Source organism: Nonomuraea gerenzanensis (genome assembly GCF_020215645.1).
In the GTDB taxonomy this organism is placed as follows: Bacteria; Actinomycetota; Actinomycetes; order Streptosporangiales; family Streptosporangiaceae; genus Nonomuraea; species Nonomuraea gerenzanensis.
Genome location: NZ_CP084058.1, coordinates 9,369,240 through 9,385,466, shown reverse-complemented (window position 1 = coordinate 9,385,466; position 16,227 = coordinate 9,369,240). Strand labels below are relative to the sequence as shown.

Here is a 16,227-nt window from a genome sequence, read left to right as displayed (position 1 = left end):
AAGTATGTTCCTGGCCTTTTGCGATGAGTGCGGCGATCGCTTTCTGCTGCCCGCGAATCACGTCGTCGCCTTGCACAACCTGGAGAGCGGGATCATCGCCGTCGAGCTGACCTGCTACGAAGGACACCACCTCGTGGTGCTCAGCGGAAACGACATAGACGTCACCGGCCCTGCCACCGTCTGAGCGCCGCTACCCTTGACGGTATGCCTGTCGAGTCGATTTTCCACCGCCTGGAAGCGCTGCTGCCCAAGGTGCAGAAGCCCATCCAGTATGTCGGGGGTGAGCTCAACTCGACCGTCAAGGACTGGGACTCGGCGGACGTGCGGTGGGCGCTGATGTACCCGGACGCCTACGAGGTCGGGCTGCCCAACCAGGGCGTGGCCATCCTCTACGAGATTCTCAACGAGCTTCCCGGCACGCTGGCCGAGCGCACCTACGCGGTCTGGCCCGATCTCGAGGAGCTCATGCGGGCCGAAGGGCTCCCGCAGTTCACCGTGGACGCGCACCGCCCGGTGCGCGCCTTCGACGTGCTCGGCGTGTCGTTCTCGACCGAGCTCGGCTACACCAACCTGCTGACCGCGCTCGACCTGGCCGGCATCCCGATGCTGGCGGTCGACCGGGGCGAAGACGACCCGATCGTGCTCGCGGGCGGCCACGCGGCCTTCAACCCCGAGCCCATCGCCGACTTCCTCGACGCGGCCGTGCTCGGCGACGGGGAGCAGATCTCCATCGCCATCTCCGAGGTCATCCGCGAGTGGAAGGCCGAGGGCAGGCCCGGCGGGCGTGACGAGCTGCTGATGCGGCTCGCCGAGTCCGGCGGCGTCTACGTGCCCAAGTTCTACGACGTCGAGTATCACCCTGACGGCCGCATCAAGCGGGTCGCGCCCAACAGGGCCGACGTGCCCTGGCGGGTGCACAAGCACACCGTGATGGATCTCGACGAGTGGCCCTATCCGAAGAAACCGCTGGTGCCGCTGGCCGAGACGGTGCACGAGCGGTTCAGCGTGGAGATCTTCCGCGGCTGCACGCGCGGCTGCCGGTTCTGCCAGGCCGGCATGATCACGCGGCCGGTGCGCGAGCGGTCCATCACCACGATCGGCGCGATGGTCGACAACGGCATCAAGGAGTCCGGCTTCAACGAGGTCGGCCTGCTGTCCCTGTCGTCCGCCGACCACTCCGAGATCGGCGAGGTCGCCAAGGGCCTGGCCGACCGCTACGAGGGCACCAACACCTCGCTGTCGCTGCCCTCGACCCGGGTCGACGCGTTCAACATCGACCTGGCCAACGAGTTCTCCAGGAACGGCAGGCGCTCGGGCCTGACGTTCGCGCCCGAGGGCGGCTCGGAGCGCATGCGCAAGGTGATCAACAAGATGGTCACCGAGGAAGACCTGATCCGCACCGTCACCACGGCATATTCGCAGGGGTGGCGCCAGGTCAAGCTCTACTTCATGTGCGGGCTCCCCACCGAGCAGGACGAAGACGTGCTCGGCATCGCCGACCTGGCCAAGAAGGTCATCCAGGCGGGCCGGGAGGCGACCGGCAGCCGCGACATCCGCTGCACGGTCTCCATCGGCGGCTTCGTGCCCAAGCCGCACACCCCGTTCCAGTGGGCGGGCCAGGCCGACCACGAGACCGTCGACCGGCGGCTCAAGGCACTGCGCGACTCGCTCAGAGGCGACAAGAACTACGGCCGGGCCATCGGCTTCCGCTACCACGACGGCAAGCCGTCCATCGTGGAGGGCCTGCTGTCGCGGGGCGACCGCAGGGTCGGCGCCGTGATCAGGGCCGTCTGGGAGGACGGCGGCCGGTTCGACGGCTGGAGCGAGCACTTCTCCTACGAGCGCTGGATGACGGCCGCCGAGAAGGCGGGCGTCGACGTCGACTGGTACACCACGCGCGAGCGGGAGGAGAACGAGGTCCTGCCGTGGGACCACCTCGACGCCGGGCTCGACCGCGAATGGTTGTGGCAGGACTGGCAGGAGGCCGTCACCGGCGGTGAGGTCGAAGACTGCCGCTGGACTCCGTGCTACGACTGCGGGGTCTGCCCGACCATGGGCACCGAGATCCAGATCGGCCCCACGGGGCGGAAACTCCTTCCTCTTACGGTGGTCTAGCGCGCTCAGTGGGCGAGCCGTGTCACGGCGTACACGTTCATCCGCCGCAGCGGCTTATCCTGAGACGAAGGAACTCTTACAAGGGAAGGACGACAAGCTCTGAAACCTGTTCCCGAAGGGCCTCCGCCCGCGCCCACGGTGCAACGCCTGCGTGTGCGTTACGCCAAGCGCGGCCGCCTGCGCTTCACCAGCCACCGCGACATCTCGCGGGCCGTTGAGAGAGCGGTCCGCCGTGCCGGCATTCCGGTGGCCTACAGCGCGGGCTTCTCGCCCCACCCGAAGATCTCCTACGCGGGCGCGGCGCCGACCGGCGTCGCCAGCGAAGCCGAGTACCTCGAGATCGGTGTTACCACGCCGTGCGACCCCGCCCAGGTCAGACAGGACCTGGACGAGTCGTTGCCGTCCGGGCTCGATGTGCTCGACGTAGTGGAGGCGGGGCAGGGTGGGCTGGCCGACCGCTTGGAGGTCTCCGACTGGGAGGTGCGGCTGCCCGGTGCCGATCGCGAGCTCGCCGAGGTGGCGGTGCAGAAGTTCCTCGCGGCAGGCACGGTGGAAGTCGAGCGCCTGACCAAGAAGGGTCCCCGCCGCTTCGACGCGCGGCAGGCGGTCCTGGGGCTCGTGGTGTCCGAGGGAGCAGACAGAACCGCAGCTCAGGTGCATCGAGAGCCGTGTGTCATACTGCGCATGGTTGTTCGGCACATGACGCCTGCCGTTCGACCCGACGATGTGCTCACAGGGCTGCGCCTTGTGGCCGACTTCGCGCCGCCGGTTCCCCCCGAGGTGACCAGGCTGGCGCAGGGGCCGCTCGACGCGAGCACCGGTGCACTTGCCGATCCGCTCGACCTGGACCGCGACACCACGCGCGGCGGCGAGGCGGGGCCGGCGAGTGAGCACGTCGCCGGTTAAGGACGTGACCGGCATGAGCCGGGCACGACCGCTGACAGGACTTGGCGCCGGCGCGCTCCTTGTGGGAGCGCCGGCGGACAACGAGACACGAGGGCTCCTGCGCGGCGCGGCGACGCGCCCGGGAGCTGACGGGAGAGCGCCCGCATGCTCGACAACGAGCCCAACGCCGGGGCCACTGGCCCTGACGGGGAGACAATTGAACAGCCCGAGGTGACCAAGCGTCGCCGCTCCGCCAGCCGTCCTGCGGGTCCTCCGCCGGAGTTGCCCGAGGAGCCGGCCTCCGTGCCGGTCACGGTCGTCGCCGCGCAGGCCGCGCCGTCCGTGGCCGACGTGCAGGCGGTGCAGCGCACTGCCGCGCAGCGTGCCGCCGGTGAGCCCGCGCCTGAGGTGATCGAGGCCGCGGAGAGCGGTGCTGAGACCGGCGCCGCCACGACCGAGGGCGTGAGCCCGGTCGTGAGCCCGGTCGAGGCGGCTGTCGCCGATGCCGTGGCCGAGGCCGCGGAGGAGAAGCCGAAGAGAGCTACGAGGACGCGTTCGACCGCGACGACGCGGCGGCGTACGACGAAGAAGGCCGCGGAGGCCGAGGCGGAGGCCGCCGCTCCCGTTGAGGGAGTGGCCGGTGAGGCTGCCGAGGAGGTCGCGGAGGCGCCGGTGAAGCGGCGCAGGACGCGCAAGAAGGCCGAGGCGGAAGAGACCGGGGTGCCTGCCGCCGAGGGAGCCGGTGCCGAGGTGGGTGCTGCCGAGGGGGCTGGTGCCGAGGCGCGGTCCGTCGAGGGGGCCGAAGTGGTGGCGCCCGCCGGTGGTGCGGCTGAGGCGCCGGTCGGGGACGTGACCGCCGGTGTCGCCGGTGTGGAGGAAGAGGCTGCTCCGACGGCGCGGCGCCGTACGCGTAAGACGACGACCGCGAAGGCCGGCAAGGCCGGGGCGGCGGCTGGTGAGCCGGCCGGGGCCGTTGCGGCCGACGGCGCGGAGGCTGCCGGGGCCGGTGCGAGTGGTGAGGCCGGTACAGGGGCCGATGCAGGAGCCGGTGTGAGCGGCGCGGCCGGTACAGGAGCCGTCCGTGGCGGCGAGGCCGGTGCCGGGGCCGTTCGGGGCGGCGAGGCTGCTTCTGCGGGCGGTGCCGTTCAGACGGGCGAGGCCGCTGCCGACGACGAGGGCGACGAGGACATTCTGGAGATCCTGCCCGAGGACGAGCCGCTCGACGACGAGCCCGCCGGTGAGGACCTCGACGAGGACACCGTGCGGCCGAGCCTGCTCGCCGACCCCTTCGGGCTGTCCGCGCGCAGGGAGGTCGAGCCGGGCAGCGCCGCCTTCCAGCGGCCGGCGGCCATCTTCGCGCCGCTGTTCCAGGCGCCCGACCCCAGCCGTGCCAAGCCGGTCGTGCAGCGCAAGGCCGAGCCGGAGCCCGCTCCCGAGCCCGAGGAGGCCGAGGAGCCGGTCGACGAGACCGTGACCGAGGACGAGACCGACCTCGACACCTCCGACGACCAGGAGGAAGAGGAGGGCGGCAGCCGCCGCCGGCGCCGCCGCAGGGGCGGCAGGGGCCGCGGCAAGGCGCGCGAGCGTGACGAGGCCGAGGACGGCGAGGACTCCGAGGAGGAGGGCGACGAGGAGCAGGCCGAGGAGGGCCAGGACGAGGAGGCCTCCTCCTCGCGGCGCCGCCGTCGCCGCCGTCGCCGGGGCACCGAGGAGGGCGCCGAGCCGGCCAGCGACGACCCGCCGAACACCGTGGTGCGCATCCGCGCACCGCGCTCCGGCCGTTCGGCGGCGCTCGACACCGCCACCGACGGCGTGCAGAGCGTGCGCGGCTCGACGCGGCTGGAGGCCAAGAAGCAGCGCCGCCGCGAGGGGCGCGAGCTCGGCCGGCGGCGTCCGCCGATCATCACCGAGTCGGAGTTCCTGGCCCGCCGCGAGTCCGTGGACCGCATGATGGTGGTGCGCAGGCAGGGCGACCGCACGCAGATCGCGGTGCTGGAGGACGGCGTGCTCGTGGAGCACTACGTCAACCGTGAGGCCAGCCAGTCGTACGTCGGCAACGTCTACCTCGGCAAGGTGCAGAACGTGCTGCCCTCGATGGAGGCGGCGTTCGTGGACATCGGCAAGGGCAGGAACGCCGTCCTGTACGCCGGTGAGGTGAACTTCGACACCGCCGGGCTGGAGGGCCAGCCGAAGCGGATCGAGTCGGCGCTGAAGTCCGGCCAGTCGGTGCTCGTGCAGGTCACGAAGGACCCGATCGGCCACAAGGGCGCCCGGCTCACCTCGCAGATCAGCCTTCCCGGGCGTTACCTCGTGTACGTGCCGGACGGGTCGATGACCGGCATCAGCCGCAAGCTGCCCGACAAGGAGCGGACGCGGCTCAAGAGCATCCTGAAGAAGGTCATGCCGGAGAACGCCGGCGTGATCGTGCGCACGGCGGCCGAGGGCGCATCCGAGGACGAGCTGGCCCGCGACGTGGCCAGGCTGTCGGCGCAGTGGGAGAACATCCAGAAGAAGGCCAAGTCGGCCAGCCCGCCCGAGCTGCTGTCGGCCGAGCCCGACCTGACCATCCGGGTCGTGCGTGACGTCTTCAACGAGGACTTCACGAACCTGGTCGTCCAGGGCGACGACGCCTGGGACACGGTGGACGAGTACGTCAAGTACGTCGCCCCGCACCTGGGTGAGCGCCTGTCGAAGTGGGACCAGGGCGAGCACGGCGACGTGTTCGAGTCGTACCGGATCGACGAGCAGCTCGGCAAGGCGATGGAGCGCAAGGTGTGGCTGCCCAGCGGTGGCTCGCTGGTGATCGACCGCACCGAGGCGATGACCGTCGTCGACGTCAACACCGGCAAGTTCACCGGCCAGGGCGGCAACCTGGAGGAGACCGTCACCAGGAACAACCTGGAGGCGGCCGAGGAGATCGTCCGCCAGCTCAGGCTGCGTGACATCGGCGGCATCATCGTCATCGACTTCATCGACATGGTGCTGGAGTCCAACCGCGACCTGGTGCTGCGGCGGCTGCTCGAGTGCCTGGCGCGCGACAGGACCAAGCACCAGGTGGCCGAGGTCACCTCGCTGGGGCTGGTCCAGATGACGCGTAAGCGGGTCGGCCAGGGGCTGCTGGAGGCATTCTCGACGCCGTGCGACTGCTGCAACGGGCGTGGCCTGCTGGTCTCCACGGAGCCGGTGGAGAGCAAGCCGGAGCCGCGCGGCACGCAGGGGAAGATGGCGATCGAGAAGGCGGTCACGGACAAGGTTTCCGCGGCCAAGGACTCCTCCAGCCGTGATACCGTGACCGGTGCGCTTGAAGACGTCCCGGCCGAGGACGACCAGGCAAACCAGACTTCCGGCAGGGGGCGGCGACGCTCTCGCCGAGCCAAGTCGGCCGAGTAGCTGCTCGGCGGACTTCCGACGATCCGTCCGGTTCGCCTAGGGGCCCGTTAATCCGGTACCCTGGTGAATCGGTGCGTCAGGTGACGTGCCCTGTTGGCGCGCTTACTCGGTTCGTCGGGTTTTGAGACCGGCCGAATGACGGCGCAGCATTCGGCGGTCGCCTCTCCGTGAGGCGGCCGATGTTCGAAGACAACAGTGAGTCAGTAGAAGGGTTCCGCGGTGTACGCGATCGTTCGTTGCGGCGGCAGGCAGCAGAAGGTCTCCGTCGGTGACGTCCTCGAGGTGGACAAGGTCGCCGGCGAGGTCGGCTCTTCGGTTTCGCTGCCGACGGTGCTCGTCGTCAACGACGGCGATGTGACCACCGAGGCGGGCAAGTTCACGGTCAACGCCGAGATTCTGGGCGAGACCAAGGGCCCGAAGATCCGCATCCTCAAGTACAAGAACAAGACCGGTTACAAGAAGCGCCAGGGTCACCGCCAGCGGTACACCCAGGTGAAGATCACCGGTATCGAGCAGGCCTGAACGGGAGTTTGAGAGATGGCACACAAGAAGGGCGCGTCGTCCACCCGGAACGGTCGTGACTCCAACGCCCAGCGGCTGGGCGTCAAGCGCTTCGGTGGCCAGCTGGTCAACGCGGGCGAGATCATCGTCCGTCAGCGCGGCACCCACTTCCACCCCGGCGACAACGTCGGCCGTGGTGGCGATGACACGCTGTTCGCGCTGGCCGCCGGTCACGTGCAGTTCGGTGTCAAGCGCGGCCGTCGGGCCGTGAGCATCGTTCCCGTCGCGGAGTAGGGCTTCCTGCTTCCCGGCCTTCGGGTTTGTTGCTTCAGGGGTGGATCGACTCGATCGGATGTCGATCCACCCCTTGGCGTTTTCCGGGGGGATGAGCGGGGTTGCATGATGCGGCCGTGCGGGCGGGTTCGGCTGTTGGTGCGGTGGCGTGCCCCGGTGCCCGCGGCGGGGAGTGCCGAGGCGGGCGGCGGGATGAGGTGGCCGGTGGGTAGGGGCGTTCGTACGGGCGCCCGCCCGGCGGCCTTGACGTTGGAATGAGATGCCCCCTGGCGGGGTGATGGAGGATGCGGGGATGCCGGACTTCGTGGACCAGGTGGTCCTTCACATCAGGGCCGGTGACGGAGGGAACGGGTGTGCCTCCATCCACCGGGAGAAGTTCAAGCCACTGGGTGGCCCCGACGGCGGCGACGGCGGGCGGGGCGGCGACGTGATCCTCGAGGTCGACCCCAACACCGCCACCCTGCTCGACTACCACCGCCGCCCGCACCGCAAGGCCGAGAACGGCAAGCAGGGCCAGGGCTCCAACCGTGACGGCGCCAACGGCGAGGACGTGATCCTGCCCGTGCCGAACGGCACCGTGGTGAAGGACGCCACCACCGGCGAGGTGCTGGTGGACCTCGTGGGCGCCGGCACGCGGTACGTGATCGCCGAGGGCGGGCACGGCGGGCTCGGCAACGCCGCGCTGGCCTCCACCAAGCGCAAGGCGCCCGGCTTCGCGCTGCTCGGCGAGCCCGGTGACGGCCTCGACGTGGTCCTGGAGCTGAAGAGCGTCGCCGACGTGGCGCTGGTCGGGTTCCCGAGCGCGGGCAAGAGCTCGCTGATCGCGGCGCTGAGCGCGGCCAAGCCGAAGATCGCCGACTACCCGTTCACCACCCTGATCCCCAACCTGGGCGTGGTGACCGCGGGGGAGAACGTGTTCACCGTCGCCGACGTGCCCGGCCTGATCCCGGGGGCGTCGCAGGGCAAGGGGCTCGGGCACGAGTTCCTGCGGCACGTCGAGCGGTGCGACATGCTCGTGCACGTCATCGACTGCGCCACCATGGAGCCCGGGCGCGACCCGATCACCGACTACGAAGTGATCGAGGCGGAGCTGCGGGAGTACGGCAAGCTCGAGGACCGGCCGCGGATGGTCGTGCTGAACAAGGCCGACGTGCCCGACGCGCGGGAGCTGGCCGAGATGGTCAGGCCCGAGTTCGAGGCCAAGGGGCTGCAGGTGTTCACGATCTCCGCCGCCACGCATGACGGGTTGCGCGAGCTGACGTACGCGATGGGCGAGTGGGTCGCGGCGGCCAGGGCCAACAAGCCGATCGAGGAGCCCACGCGGCTGGTGATCCGGCCCAAGCAGCTCGGGGAGGCCGGGTTCAAGGTGCGGCGGGTGAACGACAACCTGTTCCAGATCACCGGCGAGAAGCCCGAGCGGTGGATCCGGCAGACCGACTTCAGCAACGACGAGGCCGTGGGTTACCTGGCGGATCGGCTGGAGCGGCTGGGCGTGGAGGCCGAGCTGGCCAAGGCGGGCGCCAAGGCCGGCGCCGAGGTGGTCATCGGGCCCATGGAGGGCGGCTATGTCTTCGACTGGCAGCCGACGCTGAACGCGGAGTCGTCGCGGCAGGGGCCGCGAGGCACCGACATGCGGCTCGGGTAGCGCCCGGGTGAGCGCTCAGGAGGTCACTCCCGGAGGGTGGCCTTCGCGCCGGCTGGGTGAGGGCTCAGGAGGTCACCCCCGGAGGGTGGCCTCCGCGCCGCCGTCCGCGTACAGGATCTGGCCTGTCATGAACGAGTTGCCCACACCGACCGTCCAGGCGAGCAACGACGCCACCCCCTCCACCGGCCCGGGGAACCCGAGAGGCTGCGGCATGGCGGCGGCCACCAGGGCGCGGGTGCGCGGATCGTCCAGGAAGGTGGTGCGGGCCGTCAGCGTGTCCACCACCCCGGGCGCCACCGCGTTGAGCGGGATGCCGGACGCGGCCCACGACAGGGCCGCGCGGCGCACCCACCGGTTGAGCGCGAGCTTGCTGGAGGGGTAGACGGCCCGTCCCTGCCCCGACTCGACGAGCGCGCGGGCCGCCGCCGTGGCGGCGGCTTCGTCCATGGTGAGACAGGACGCGGCCAGGCCCTCGTCGGCCGCCACGATGGCGCTGAGGGACGAGACGGCGACCGCTCTGGGCTGCGGGGAGGCGGACAGCAGGGGGCGCAGGCCCTCCAGGGTGGCGACGGTGCCGAAGAAGTTGAGCCGGACGGTGAGCTCGGACGGGAGCGCGATCCCGGCGACGGCGACCACGCCGTCGAGCCTGCCGCCCGAGGCCGCGGTGACCCCCGAGACCAGGCTGTCGCGGCCCTGGGGAGTGGTCAGGTCGGCCAGGACGTCGGCGTCGCGGACGTCGCAGCGGATCACCTCGGCGCCCGAGGCGGCGAGGTGGTCGGCGGTGGCCGCGCCGATGCCGGAGGCGGCGCCGGTGACGGCGTAGATGCGAGCTTCCATGAGCGAAAAATTACATTCATTGAAGTAATGCAGTCAATGCAACGAAGGTGGTTATTCGGTAGCGGCGGCCCTTCGGGGAGCCGATAGGCTGCCTTACGTGCGGGAACAGATCAGCGCTGCGTCGAAGGTCGTCGTCAAGGTCGGCTCCTCCTCGCTCACCACCCCCCAGGGCATGATCGACGTCGACCGGGTCGACGCCCTGGTGGACGTGCTGGCGGCCAGGCGCCGCACCGGGACGCAGATCGTCCTGGTGTCCTCGGGAGCGATCGCGGCGGGCCTCGGCCCGCTCGGGCTGAGCGCGCGACCGCGCGACCTGGCCACCCAGCAGGCCGCCGCCTCCGTCGGCCAGGGCGTGCTGGTGGCCCGCTACACCTCCTCCTTCGCCCGTTACGCGCTGCGCGTCGGCCAGGTGCTGCTGACGGCCGACGACATGATGCGGCGCGCCCACCACGCCAACGCCCAGCGCACCCTGGCCAGGCTGCTGGAGCTGGGCATCGTGCCCATCGTCAACGAGAACGACACCGTGGCCACCGACGAGATCCGCTTCGGCGACAACGACCGCCTGGCGGCGCTGGTCGCGCACCTGATCCACGCCGACGCGCTGGTGCTGCTGTCGGACGTGGACGCGCTCTACGACGGCCCGCCCAGCCGCGCGGGCTCGCAGCGGCTGGCCGAGATCCGCGGTCCTGAGGACCTGGTCGGGGTCGAGCTGGGCAAGAACGGCGCGGCCGTCGGCACCGGCGGCATGATCACCAAGGTGCAGGCGGCCAGGATCGCTACTGGGGCGGGCGTGCCCGTGGTGCTCACCGCGGCCGCTCACGCCGCCCAGGCGCTCGCCGGAGCCGACGTCGGCACCTACTTCCACCCCGGGGGCCGCCATCCCGGCACACGCCTGCTGTGGCTCGCGCACGCCACCACCGGGCGCGGCCGACTCCACCTCGACCAGGGCGCCGTGGAGGCCATCGTGGGCCGCCGCAAGTCGCTGCTGCCGGCCGGGGTGACGGGGGTCGAGGGCGAGTTCGCGGCGGGCGACCCGGTGGACCTGTGCGGCCCTCAGGGGCTGGTGGTGGCCCGCGGCCTGGTCAACTTCGACGCCACCGAGATCCCCGGGCTGCTCGGGCGCTCGACCAGGGAGCTGGCGAGCACGCTCGGTCCGGAATATGAACGCGAGCTGATTCACCGCGACGACATCGTCATACTGGAAGCCCACAACTGAGACCACGCCCTGGCAAGGAGCGCATGATGTCCGAAGAGTTCCTGAAGGTCGCCCGCGCGGCACGTGAGGCCGCCGCCGAGCTGGCCCCGCTGCCGCGGGCGCCGAAGGACCGGGCGCTGCGCACGATCGCCGACGCCCTGGTCGCGCACGCCGCCGAGCTGGTCGCGGCCAACGCCGAGGACGTCGAGCGGGCCAGGGCCCAGGGCACCTCCGAGTCGATGATCGACCGGTTGCGGCTCGACGAGGCCAGGATCGGCGCGATCGCCGAGGCCGTGCGCCAGGTGGCCGACCTGCCCGACCCGGTCGGCGAGGTCGTGCGCGGCTCCACCCTGCCCAACGGCCTCGAGCTGCGCCAGCTCCGGGTGCCGCTGGGCGTGATCGGCATCATCTACGAGGGCCGCCCCAACGTCACGGTCGACGCCGCCGCGCTCTGCCTCAAGAGCGGCAACGCGGTGCTGCTGCGCGGCTCGTCCAGTGCCTACTCCTCCAACACCGCGCTGGTGCGGGTCATGCAGGGCGCGCTGGCGGGCACCGAGGTGCCGGCCGACGCCGTCCAGCTCGTGCCCGGCCAGACCCGCGACTCGGTCAAGGAGCTCATGCGGGCCCGCGGCCTGGTCGACGTGCTGATCCCGCGCGGCGGCGCGTCCCTGATCAACTCGGTGGTGGAGGAGTCCACGGTGCCGGTGATCGAGACGGGCGTGGGCAACTGCCACGTCTACGTCGACGCCGAGGCGGACGTGGACCTGGCCGTGCAGATCCTGCTCAACGCCAAGGCGCAGCGGCCGTCGGTGTGCAACGCCGCCGAGACGTTCCTGGTGCACGCCGACATCGCCGACACGTTCGTGCCCAGGGCGCTGCAGGCGCTCGGTGAGGCCGGCGTGACCGTCCACGGCGACGAGCGCATCGCCGGCTACGGCTCCGGCGTCGTGCCCGTCACCGACGACGACTTCTTCACCGAGTATCTCTCGCTCGACATCGCCGCCGCCGTCGTCGGCTCGCTGGAGGACGCGGTGGCGCACATCAGGCGGTACGGCTCCGGCCACACCGACGCCATTGTCACCCGCTCGCAGCGGGCCGCCCGCAGGTTCGTGTCACTCGTCGACTCGGCGGCCGTGGCGGTCAACGCCTCGACGCGGTTCACCGACGGCGGGGAGTTCGGCTTCGGGGCGGAGATCGGCATCTCCACGCAGAAGCTGCACGCGCGCGGCCCGATGGGGCTTCCCGAGCTCACCTCGACCAAGTGGGTCTATACGGGTGAGGGGCATTTGCGCACGTCAGAGGGCACGGTGGTGTGCGGTTGACCGGCGTGTCGGCCTGACCGGCGCGGGGTGCGTCGATTGACTGGGGTGCATGGAAATCGTCGTCGCCCTGGTCTTCTCGGCCGTGGTGCTGTTCGGTGCCGACCGGCTCCTGCTCTGGCTGGAGAGCCGCGGCCACGTCAACTGGCGCAGGAAAGGCCGCAAGCGGCTGTCGGACGCGCCCACGGCCGGGCTCGACAGCATGCTCTCCGATCACACACGCCGATAATCCTTCGGCGTGCCTCACACGGCGACTCGCGTACCGGCGCTAGGGTTGTGTCCCTTATGGGCGCGCCGGGCGGGGAGGGACGGTGAGCAAGCTCGGCAAGGTCGGGCCGTACACCCTGGTCGAGCGGCTCGGCCGGGGCGGCATGGGTGAGGTCTACCTGGCCACCACCCGCCGCGGCGAGCAGGTCGCGCTCAAGGTCCTGCGCGACCTGACCGAGAACGAGACCGCGCGCATCCGGCTGGAGCGCGAGGTCCGGGCGCTGCGCAGGGTCGAGAGCCCGTACGTCGCCAAGGTGCTCGACGCCGACCTGAGCTGTGCCAGGCCGTACCTCGTCATGGAACACATCGAGGGCGCCACGCTGCTCGACCGGGTGCGCCAGGACGGCGCGCTGGACGTGTCGCAGCTGGTCGACATGGCGCAGGGCATCGCCGCCGCGCTCGCGATCATCCACGCGGCCGGGGTCGTGCACCGCGACGTCAAGCCCGGCAACATCATCATGGCCGACCGGGGCCCGGTGCTGATCGACTTCGGCATCGCGCAGGTGCTCGACGCCACCCGGCTGACCATGACCGGCACGTTCCTCGGCACCCCGGGCTACACGGCGCCCGAGATCTTCGCCGACGAGCAGGTGGACTCTCCGGCCGACGTGCACGCCTGGGCCGCCACGGTGGCGTTCGCGGCGACGGGGCGGCCCACGTTCGGGCGGGGCACGGCCGAGGCGCAGATGTACGCGGTGCTGAACGGGCAGGCCGATCTCAAGGGCGTGCCCGTGGAGCTGCTGCCGCTGGTGCGCGCGGCGCTCAACCGCGAGCCCGGCAAGCGGCCCACGGCGGCGCTGCTGGCCGACCGGCTCTCCCGGCTGGCCAAGGCCACCAGCACGGCCGAGAGCGAGCCGGCCGGCGCCGGCGGGCGCGGCGGTGACGTGGCCGAGGAGGCGGGCAAGGGCACGGCCGTGCGCAGCCGTACGGCGGCGGAGGACGCCGCGGCGCGCGGCGAGGCCAAGGCCCGCAGCAGGCCGAACGCGGTGCCCGCGGAAGGCAAGGTGCCGCCGCCGCGCGGGCGTACCGGGAGCAGGCCGGTCGCCGACGGGAAGGGAGCCAGGCCGGTTTCCGACGGCAAGGGCGCCAGGCCCGTGACTGACGGGAAGGGCGCCAGGTCCGTGCCCGACGGCAAGGGCGCGGCGGCGGTGGCGCGCAGCCGGGCCGAGGGGAAGGTGCCCGCGCCGCGCGGCCGTACCAGCCTGGACGGCAAGAGCACCGGCCCGCGGCCCAAGCTGACCGCGCCGCGGCAGCGCACGGCGGCGGCCGTCAGGAGCAGGACGGCGGCCAGGCCGAAGGCCGAGTCGGCCACCACCCTGCCCGCGGGCAACGGCGCGCTGCTGATGCTCGCCGTGCTGGCCGTGCCGTGCGTGGTGGCCTCGGTGATCTGGCCGATCGCCTCGATCGCGATCACTGCCGTGTTCGTGGTGCTGACCAGGACGTTGTGGATGAGCCACTGGATGGTCAGGAAGCGCAGCGCACGGCGTACGCGGGTGACGCTGCGGGTGTTGTTCTTCCCCGTGGCGCTCACCGGGGCGGCGGTCACCGCCCTCGTGTGGCCCGGGGTGCCCGTCGCGGTGGCCTCGGGCGGGGCGTTGTGGGCCACCGGCGGTGGTCAGATCGACTCCGACTGGTGGCAGCAGGCCGCGCCCGTGACGGTGGCCGGTGTGGTGTTCGGGATGTTGTGCGGGGGGATCACCGGGCGCGAGATCGAGCGGATCGGGCATCGGCTGCCCGACCTGCGCAGGGAAGGGCTGCGCGCACTGGCCGTGCTGGGCGGGTTCGTCGCCCTGTGCGCCGCTGCCGTGCGCGCGATCGCCCTGCTGCTGTGACGAGGGTTTCGACGACGGCCCGCCGTCCTCTCACGGCGGGCCGCACGCGGCGGATCACGTCGATCTGTCGCGCTGTGGTCAACCCTGGCTCGGCCCTGAAGCCCAGCTCTGTGCCCAGTGCTGTGCCCAGTGCTGTGCCCAGTGCTGTGCGCAGTGCTGTTGCCCAGTGCTGTGCTCAGCCCTGGCCGCCGTCGCGGCGGGAGAAGCGGTTGAAGATGCGCTCGCCCGCGTTGACCGCGCCCTCGGCCACGTCGCGCAGCACGCCGATGAACGGGTCCTGCGACTGCTGCCAGGACGCGCGGTAGGACTCGGCCGCCGCCTTGATCTCGTCGGTCACTCTCGCGTTGGGGTCGTCCTCCCGGCGGGGGTAGTCGCCGCCGAGGATGCGCTCGTACTCGCCGCTGCGCTGCCACCTGTCCAGCTCCGCCACGCGCACCACCGCGAACGGGTGCGTGGTGCCGAGGAGGTTGAGGACCTTGAGGAAGCCGTCGCGAAGGTCGCCCGCGGTGTCGTACTCCTGGAACTGCTCCAGGAACGCCTCGATGTTCATCTCGTGGGTGTAGTCGCCGCCGGCGAGCTTCATCAGCGCGCGCTTGCCCGCCTCGGGGTTCTGCCCGACGAGCAGGCCGCCGCGGTCGGACGACAGCTCGGACTTGCGGTACCACTCCTCCAGGCCCGCGACGATCGCCCGCAGGCCGATGTAGCCGAGCGGGATCCAGGCGACGCGGGTGGCGAGGCGGGTGAGGATGTCGAGCATCGTCCGGTAGACCGCGTGCCCCGACAGGATGTGCGAGGTCTCGTGGCCGATGACGAAGCGCTGCTCCTCCTCGTTCATGAGGTTGAGCAGACCGGTGGTCACGACGATGAACGGGTCGTCGAAGCCGATGGCCTTGGCCTGGACCTGCGGGTCCTGCTGGACGTAGATCTCGGGGATCCGGTGCAGGTCGAGGATGTAGGCGGCGTCGCGGCCCATGTCGTACAGGGAGCGGAACTGGGTCTCGCTCACGCGTACGGCCGACGCCAGGTACATCAGGCGCAGCCGCCGCTCACTGATGAGGCCGGACATCTGCTTGAGAACCGTGTCGAACCCACTGAGCTTACGCAGAGCGACCAGGGCGGACCGGTCTGCGGGGTGTTCGTAGGCTCGGGACGAGATGCCGGGCAGTTGGACGCGGTTGCGGTCCGGGGTGGTCGTCATGCCCGGCATGCTACGTCCGCAACTGAAGTGATGCGCGGTCATCACGAAGGGGGGTCCATTCATGTTGGGGGAAAGCGTCCGCGTAAGGTCCGTTTCATGATGAATGCGCCGGGTGTGCAGGGGATGCGGCGAGTGGGCGTGATGGGTGGGACGTTCGACCCGATCCACCACGGTCACCTGGTGGCGGCCAGTGAAGTGGCTCACCACTTCCAGCTCGACGAGGTCGTCTTCGTGCCGACGGGGCGGCCGTACCAGAAGTCCGAGCGGGAGGTGTCGGCGCCCGAGGACCGCTATCTGATGACGGTCATCGCGACGGCGTCCAACCCCCGTTTCTCCGTCAGCAGGGTGGACGTGGACCGTCCCGGGCCGACGTTCACGATCGACACTTTGCGTGATATCGCCGGCGTTTACGGGCCGCAGGCGGAGCTGTTCTTCATCACCGGCGCCGACGCGCTCGGCGCCATCCTCGACTGGCAGCAGGCCGACGAGCTCTTCGAGCTTGCGCATTTCGTCGGCTGTACGCGCCCCGGGCACACCCTGCACGACCCCGGCCTGCCGGAGGGCCGCGTGACGTTGCTGGAGATTCCCGCGCTGGCCATTTCCTCGTCCGAGTGCCGTCAGCGGGTGGCAAAGGGCGAGCCGATTTGGTATCTGGTGCCCGATGGAATCGTCCAGTACATCAACAAGCGCGGCTTGTACCACGCGGCCGGTTGAGGCAGCTCGCAGATACACAGGTGAGGGGTTTCGGG

The 16,227-nt window shown here is 70.9% G+C and carries 14 protein-coding genes; 12 read left to right on the top strand and 2 right to left on the bottom strand.

Annotation, left to right across the window (positions count from 1 at the left end):
• Positions 1–4: 4 nt before the first annotated feature.
• From LCN96_RS43600 to obgE, 7 genes are all read left to right on the top strand, one after another.
• The gene (locus tag LCN96_RS43600; RefSeq protein WP_225268262.1) at positions 5–184 is read left to right on the top strand and encodes a hypothetical protein; all 180 of its coding nucleotides are present in this window, start codon (positions 5–7) and stop codon (positions 182–184) included.
• A 20-nt stretch (positions 185–204) separates the two neighbouring features.
• Complete coding sequence (locus tag LCN96_RS43595) at positions 205–2,115, top strand: TIGR03960 family B12-binding radical SAM protein (RefSeq protein WP_225268261.1); 1,911 nt, start codon at positions 205–207, stop codon at positions 2,113–2,115.
• Positions 2,116–2,268: 153 nt separating this feature from the next.
• Positions 2,269–3,021, top strand: a complete 753-nt coding sequence (locus tag LCN96_RS43590) for a TIGR03936 family radical SAM-associated protein (protein WP_263657398.1) — start codon at positions 2,269–2,271, stop codon at positions 3,019–3,021.
• 282 nt (positions 3,022–3,303) lie between these two features.
• Positions 3,304–6,390 (top strand): Rne/Rng family ribonuclease, encoded by a 3,087-nt coding sequence (locus LCN96_RS43585; RefSeq protein WP_225268259.1) that lies wholly within the window; start codon positions 3,304–3,306, stop codon positions 6,388–6,390.
• Positions 6,391–6,609: 219 nt separating this feature from the next.
• Positions 6,610–6,912 carry a 50S ribosomal protein L21 gene (gene rplU, locus LCN96_RS43580; protein ID WP_080046162.1) on the top strand — a complete coding sequence of 101 codons (303 nt, stop codon included), beginning with the start codon at positions 6,610–6,612 and terminating at the stop codon, positions 6,910–6,912.
• A gap of 15 nt (positions 6,913–6,927) precedes the next feature.
• Entirely contained in the window at positions 6,928–7,185 is a 258-nt protein-coding gene (gene rpmA / locus LCN96_RS43575) for a 50S ribosomal protein L27 (RefSeq protein WP_012893687.1), read from the top strand.
• Positions 7,186–7,477: 292 nt separating this feature from the next.
• Positions 7,478–8,830 carry a GTPase ObgE gene (obgE, locus tag LCN96_RS43570; RefSeq protein WP_225268258.1) on the top strand — a complete coding sequence of 451 codons (1,353 nt, stop codon included), beginning with the start codon at positions 7,478–7,480 and terminating at the stop codon, positions 8,828–8,830.
• Between the two features lie 72 nt (positions 8,831–8,902).
• Here obgE and LCN96_RS43565 read toward each other — a convergent pair whose 3' ends face one another.
• On the bottom strand, positions 8,903–9,667 hold the full coding sequence (locus LCN96_RS43565) for an SDR family oxidoreductase (protein ID WP_225268257.1): 765 nt from the start codon (positions 9,665–9,667) through the stop codon (positions 8,903–8,905).
• 97 nt (positions 9,668–9,764) lie between these two features.
• Between LCN96_RS43565 and proB the strand changes: the two genes are divergently transcribed.
• The 4 genes from proB to LCN96_RS43545 all read left to right on the top strand — a co-directional run bounded on the left by proB (position 9,765) and on the right by LCN96_RS43545 (position 14,280).
• Positions 9,765–10,883: a glutamate 5-kinase gene (gene proB / locus LCN96_RS43560; RefSeq protein ID WP_397351802.1), complete on the top strand. Its 1,119-nt coding sequence runs from the start codon at positions 9,765–9,767 to the stop codon at positions 10,881–10,883.
• A 26-nt stretch (positions 10,884–10,909) separates the two neighbouring features.
• Positions 10,910–12,184, top strand: a complete 1,275-nt coding sequence (locus LCN96_RS43555) for a glutamate-5-semialdehyde dehydrogenase (protein ID WP_225276189.1) — start codon at positions 10,910–10,912, stop codon at positions 12,182–12,184.
• 49 nt (positions 12,185–12,233) lie between these two features.
• Positions 12,234–12,410 carry a hypothetical protein gene (locus LCN96_RS43550; RefSeq protein ID WP_225268256.1) on the top strand — a complete coding sequence of 59 codons (177 nt, stop codon included), beginning with the start codon at positions 12,234–12,236 and terminating at the stop codon, positions 12,408–12,410.
• Positions 12,411–12,492: 82 nt separating this feature from the next.
• Positions 12,493–14,280 (top strand): serine/threonine-protein kinase, encoded by a 1,788-nt coding sequence (locus tag LCN96_RS43545; protein ID WP_225268255.1) that lies wholly within the window; start codon positions 12,493–12,495, stop codon positions 14,278–14,280.
• Between the two features lie 175 nt (positions 14,281–14,455).
• On the opposite strand, the gene LCN96_RS43540 is transcribed toward LCN96_RS43545, so the two are convergent.
• A complete protein-coding gene (locus LCN96_RS43540) occupies positions 14,456–15,478 on the bottom strand; it encodes a M48 family metallopeptidase (RefSeq protein WP_225268254.1) in 1,023 nt (340 codons plus the stop codon).
• A gap of 96 nt (positions 15,479–15,574) precedes the next feature.
• Between LCN96_RS43540 and nadD the strand changes: the two genes are divergently transcribed.
• The gene (gene nadD / locus LCN96_RS43535; RefSeq protein WP_225268253.1) at positions 15,575–16,192 is read left to right on the top strand and encodes a nicotinate-nucleotide adenylyltransferase; all 618 of its coding nucleotides are present in this window, start codon (positions 15,575–15,577) and stop codon (positions 16,190–16,192) included.
• The last annotated feature ends 35 nt before the right edge of the window (positions 16,193–16,227 follow it).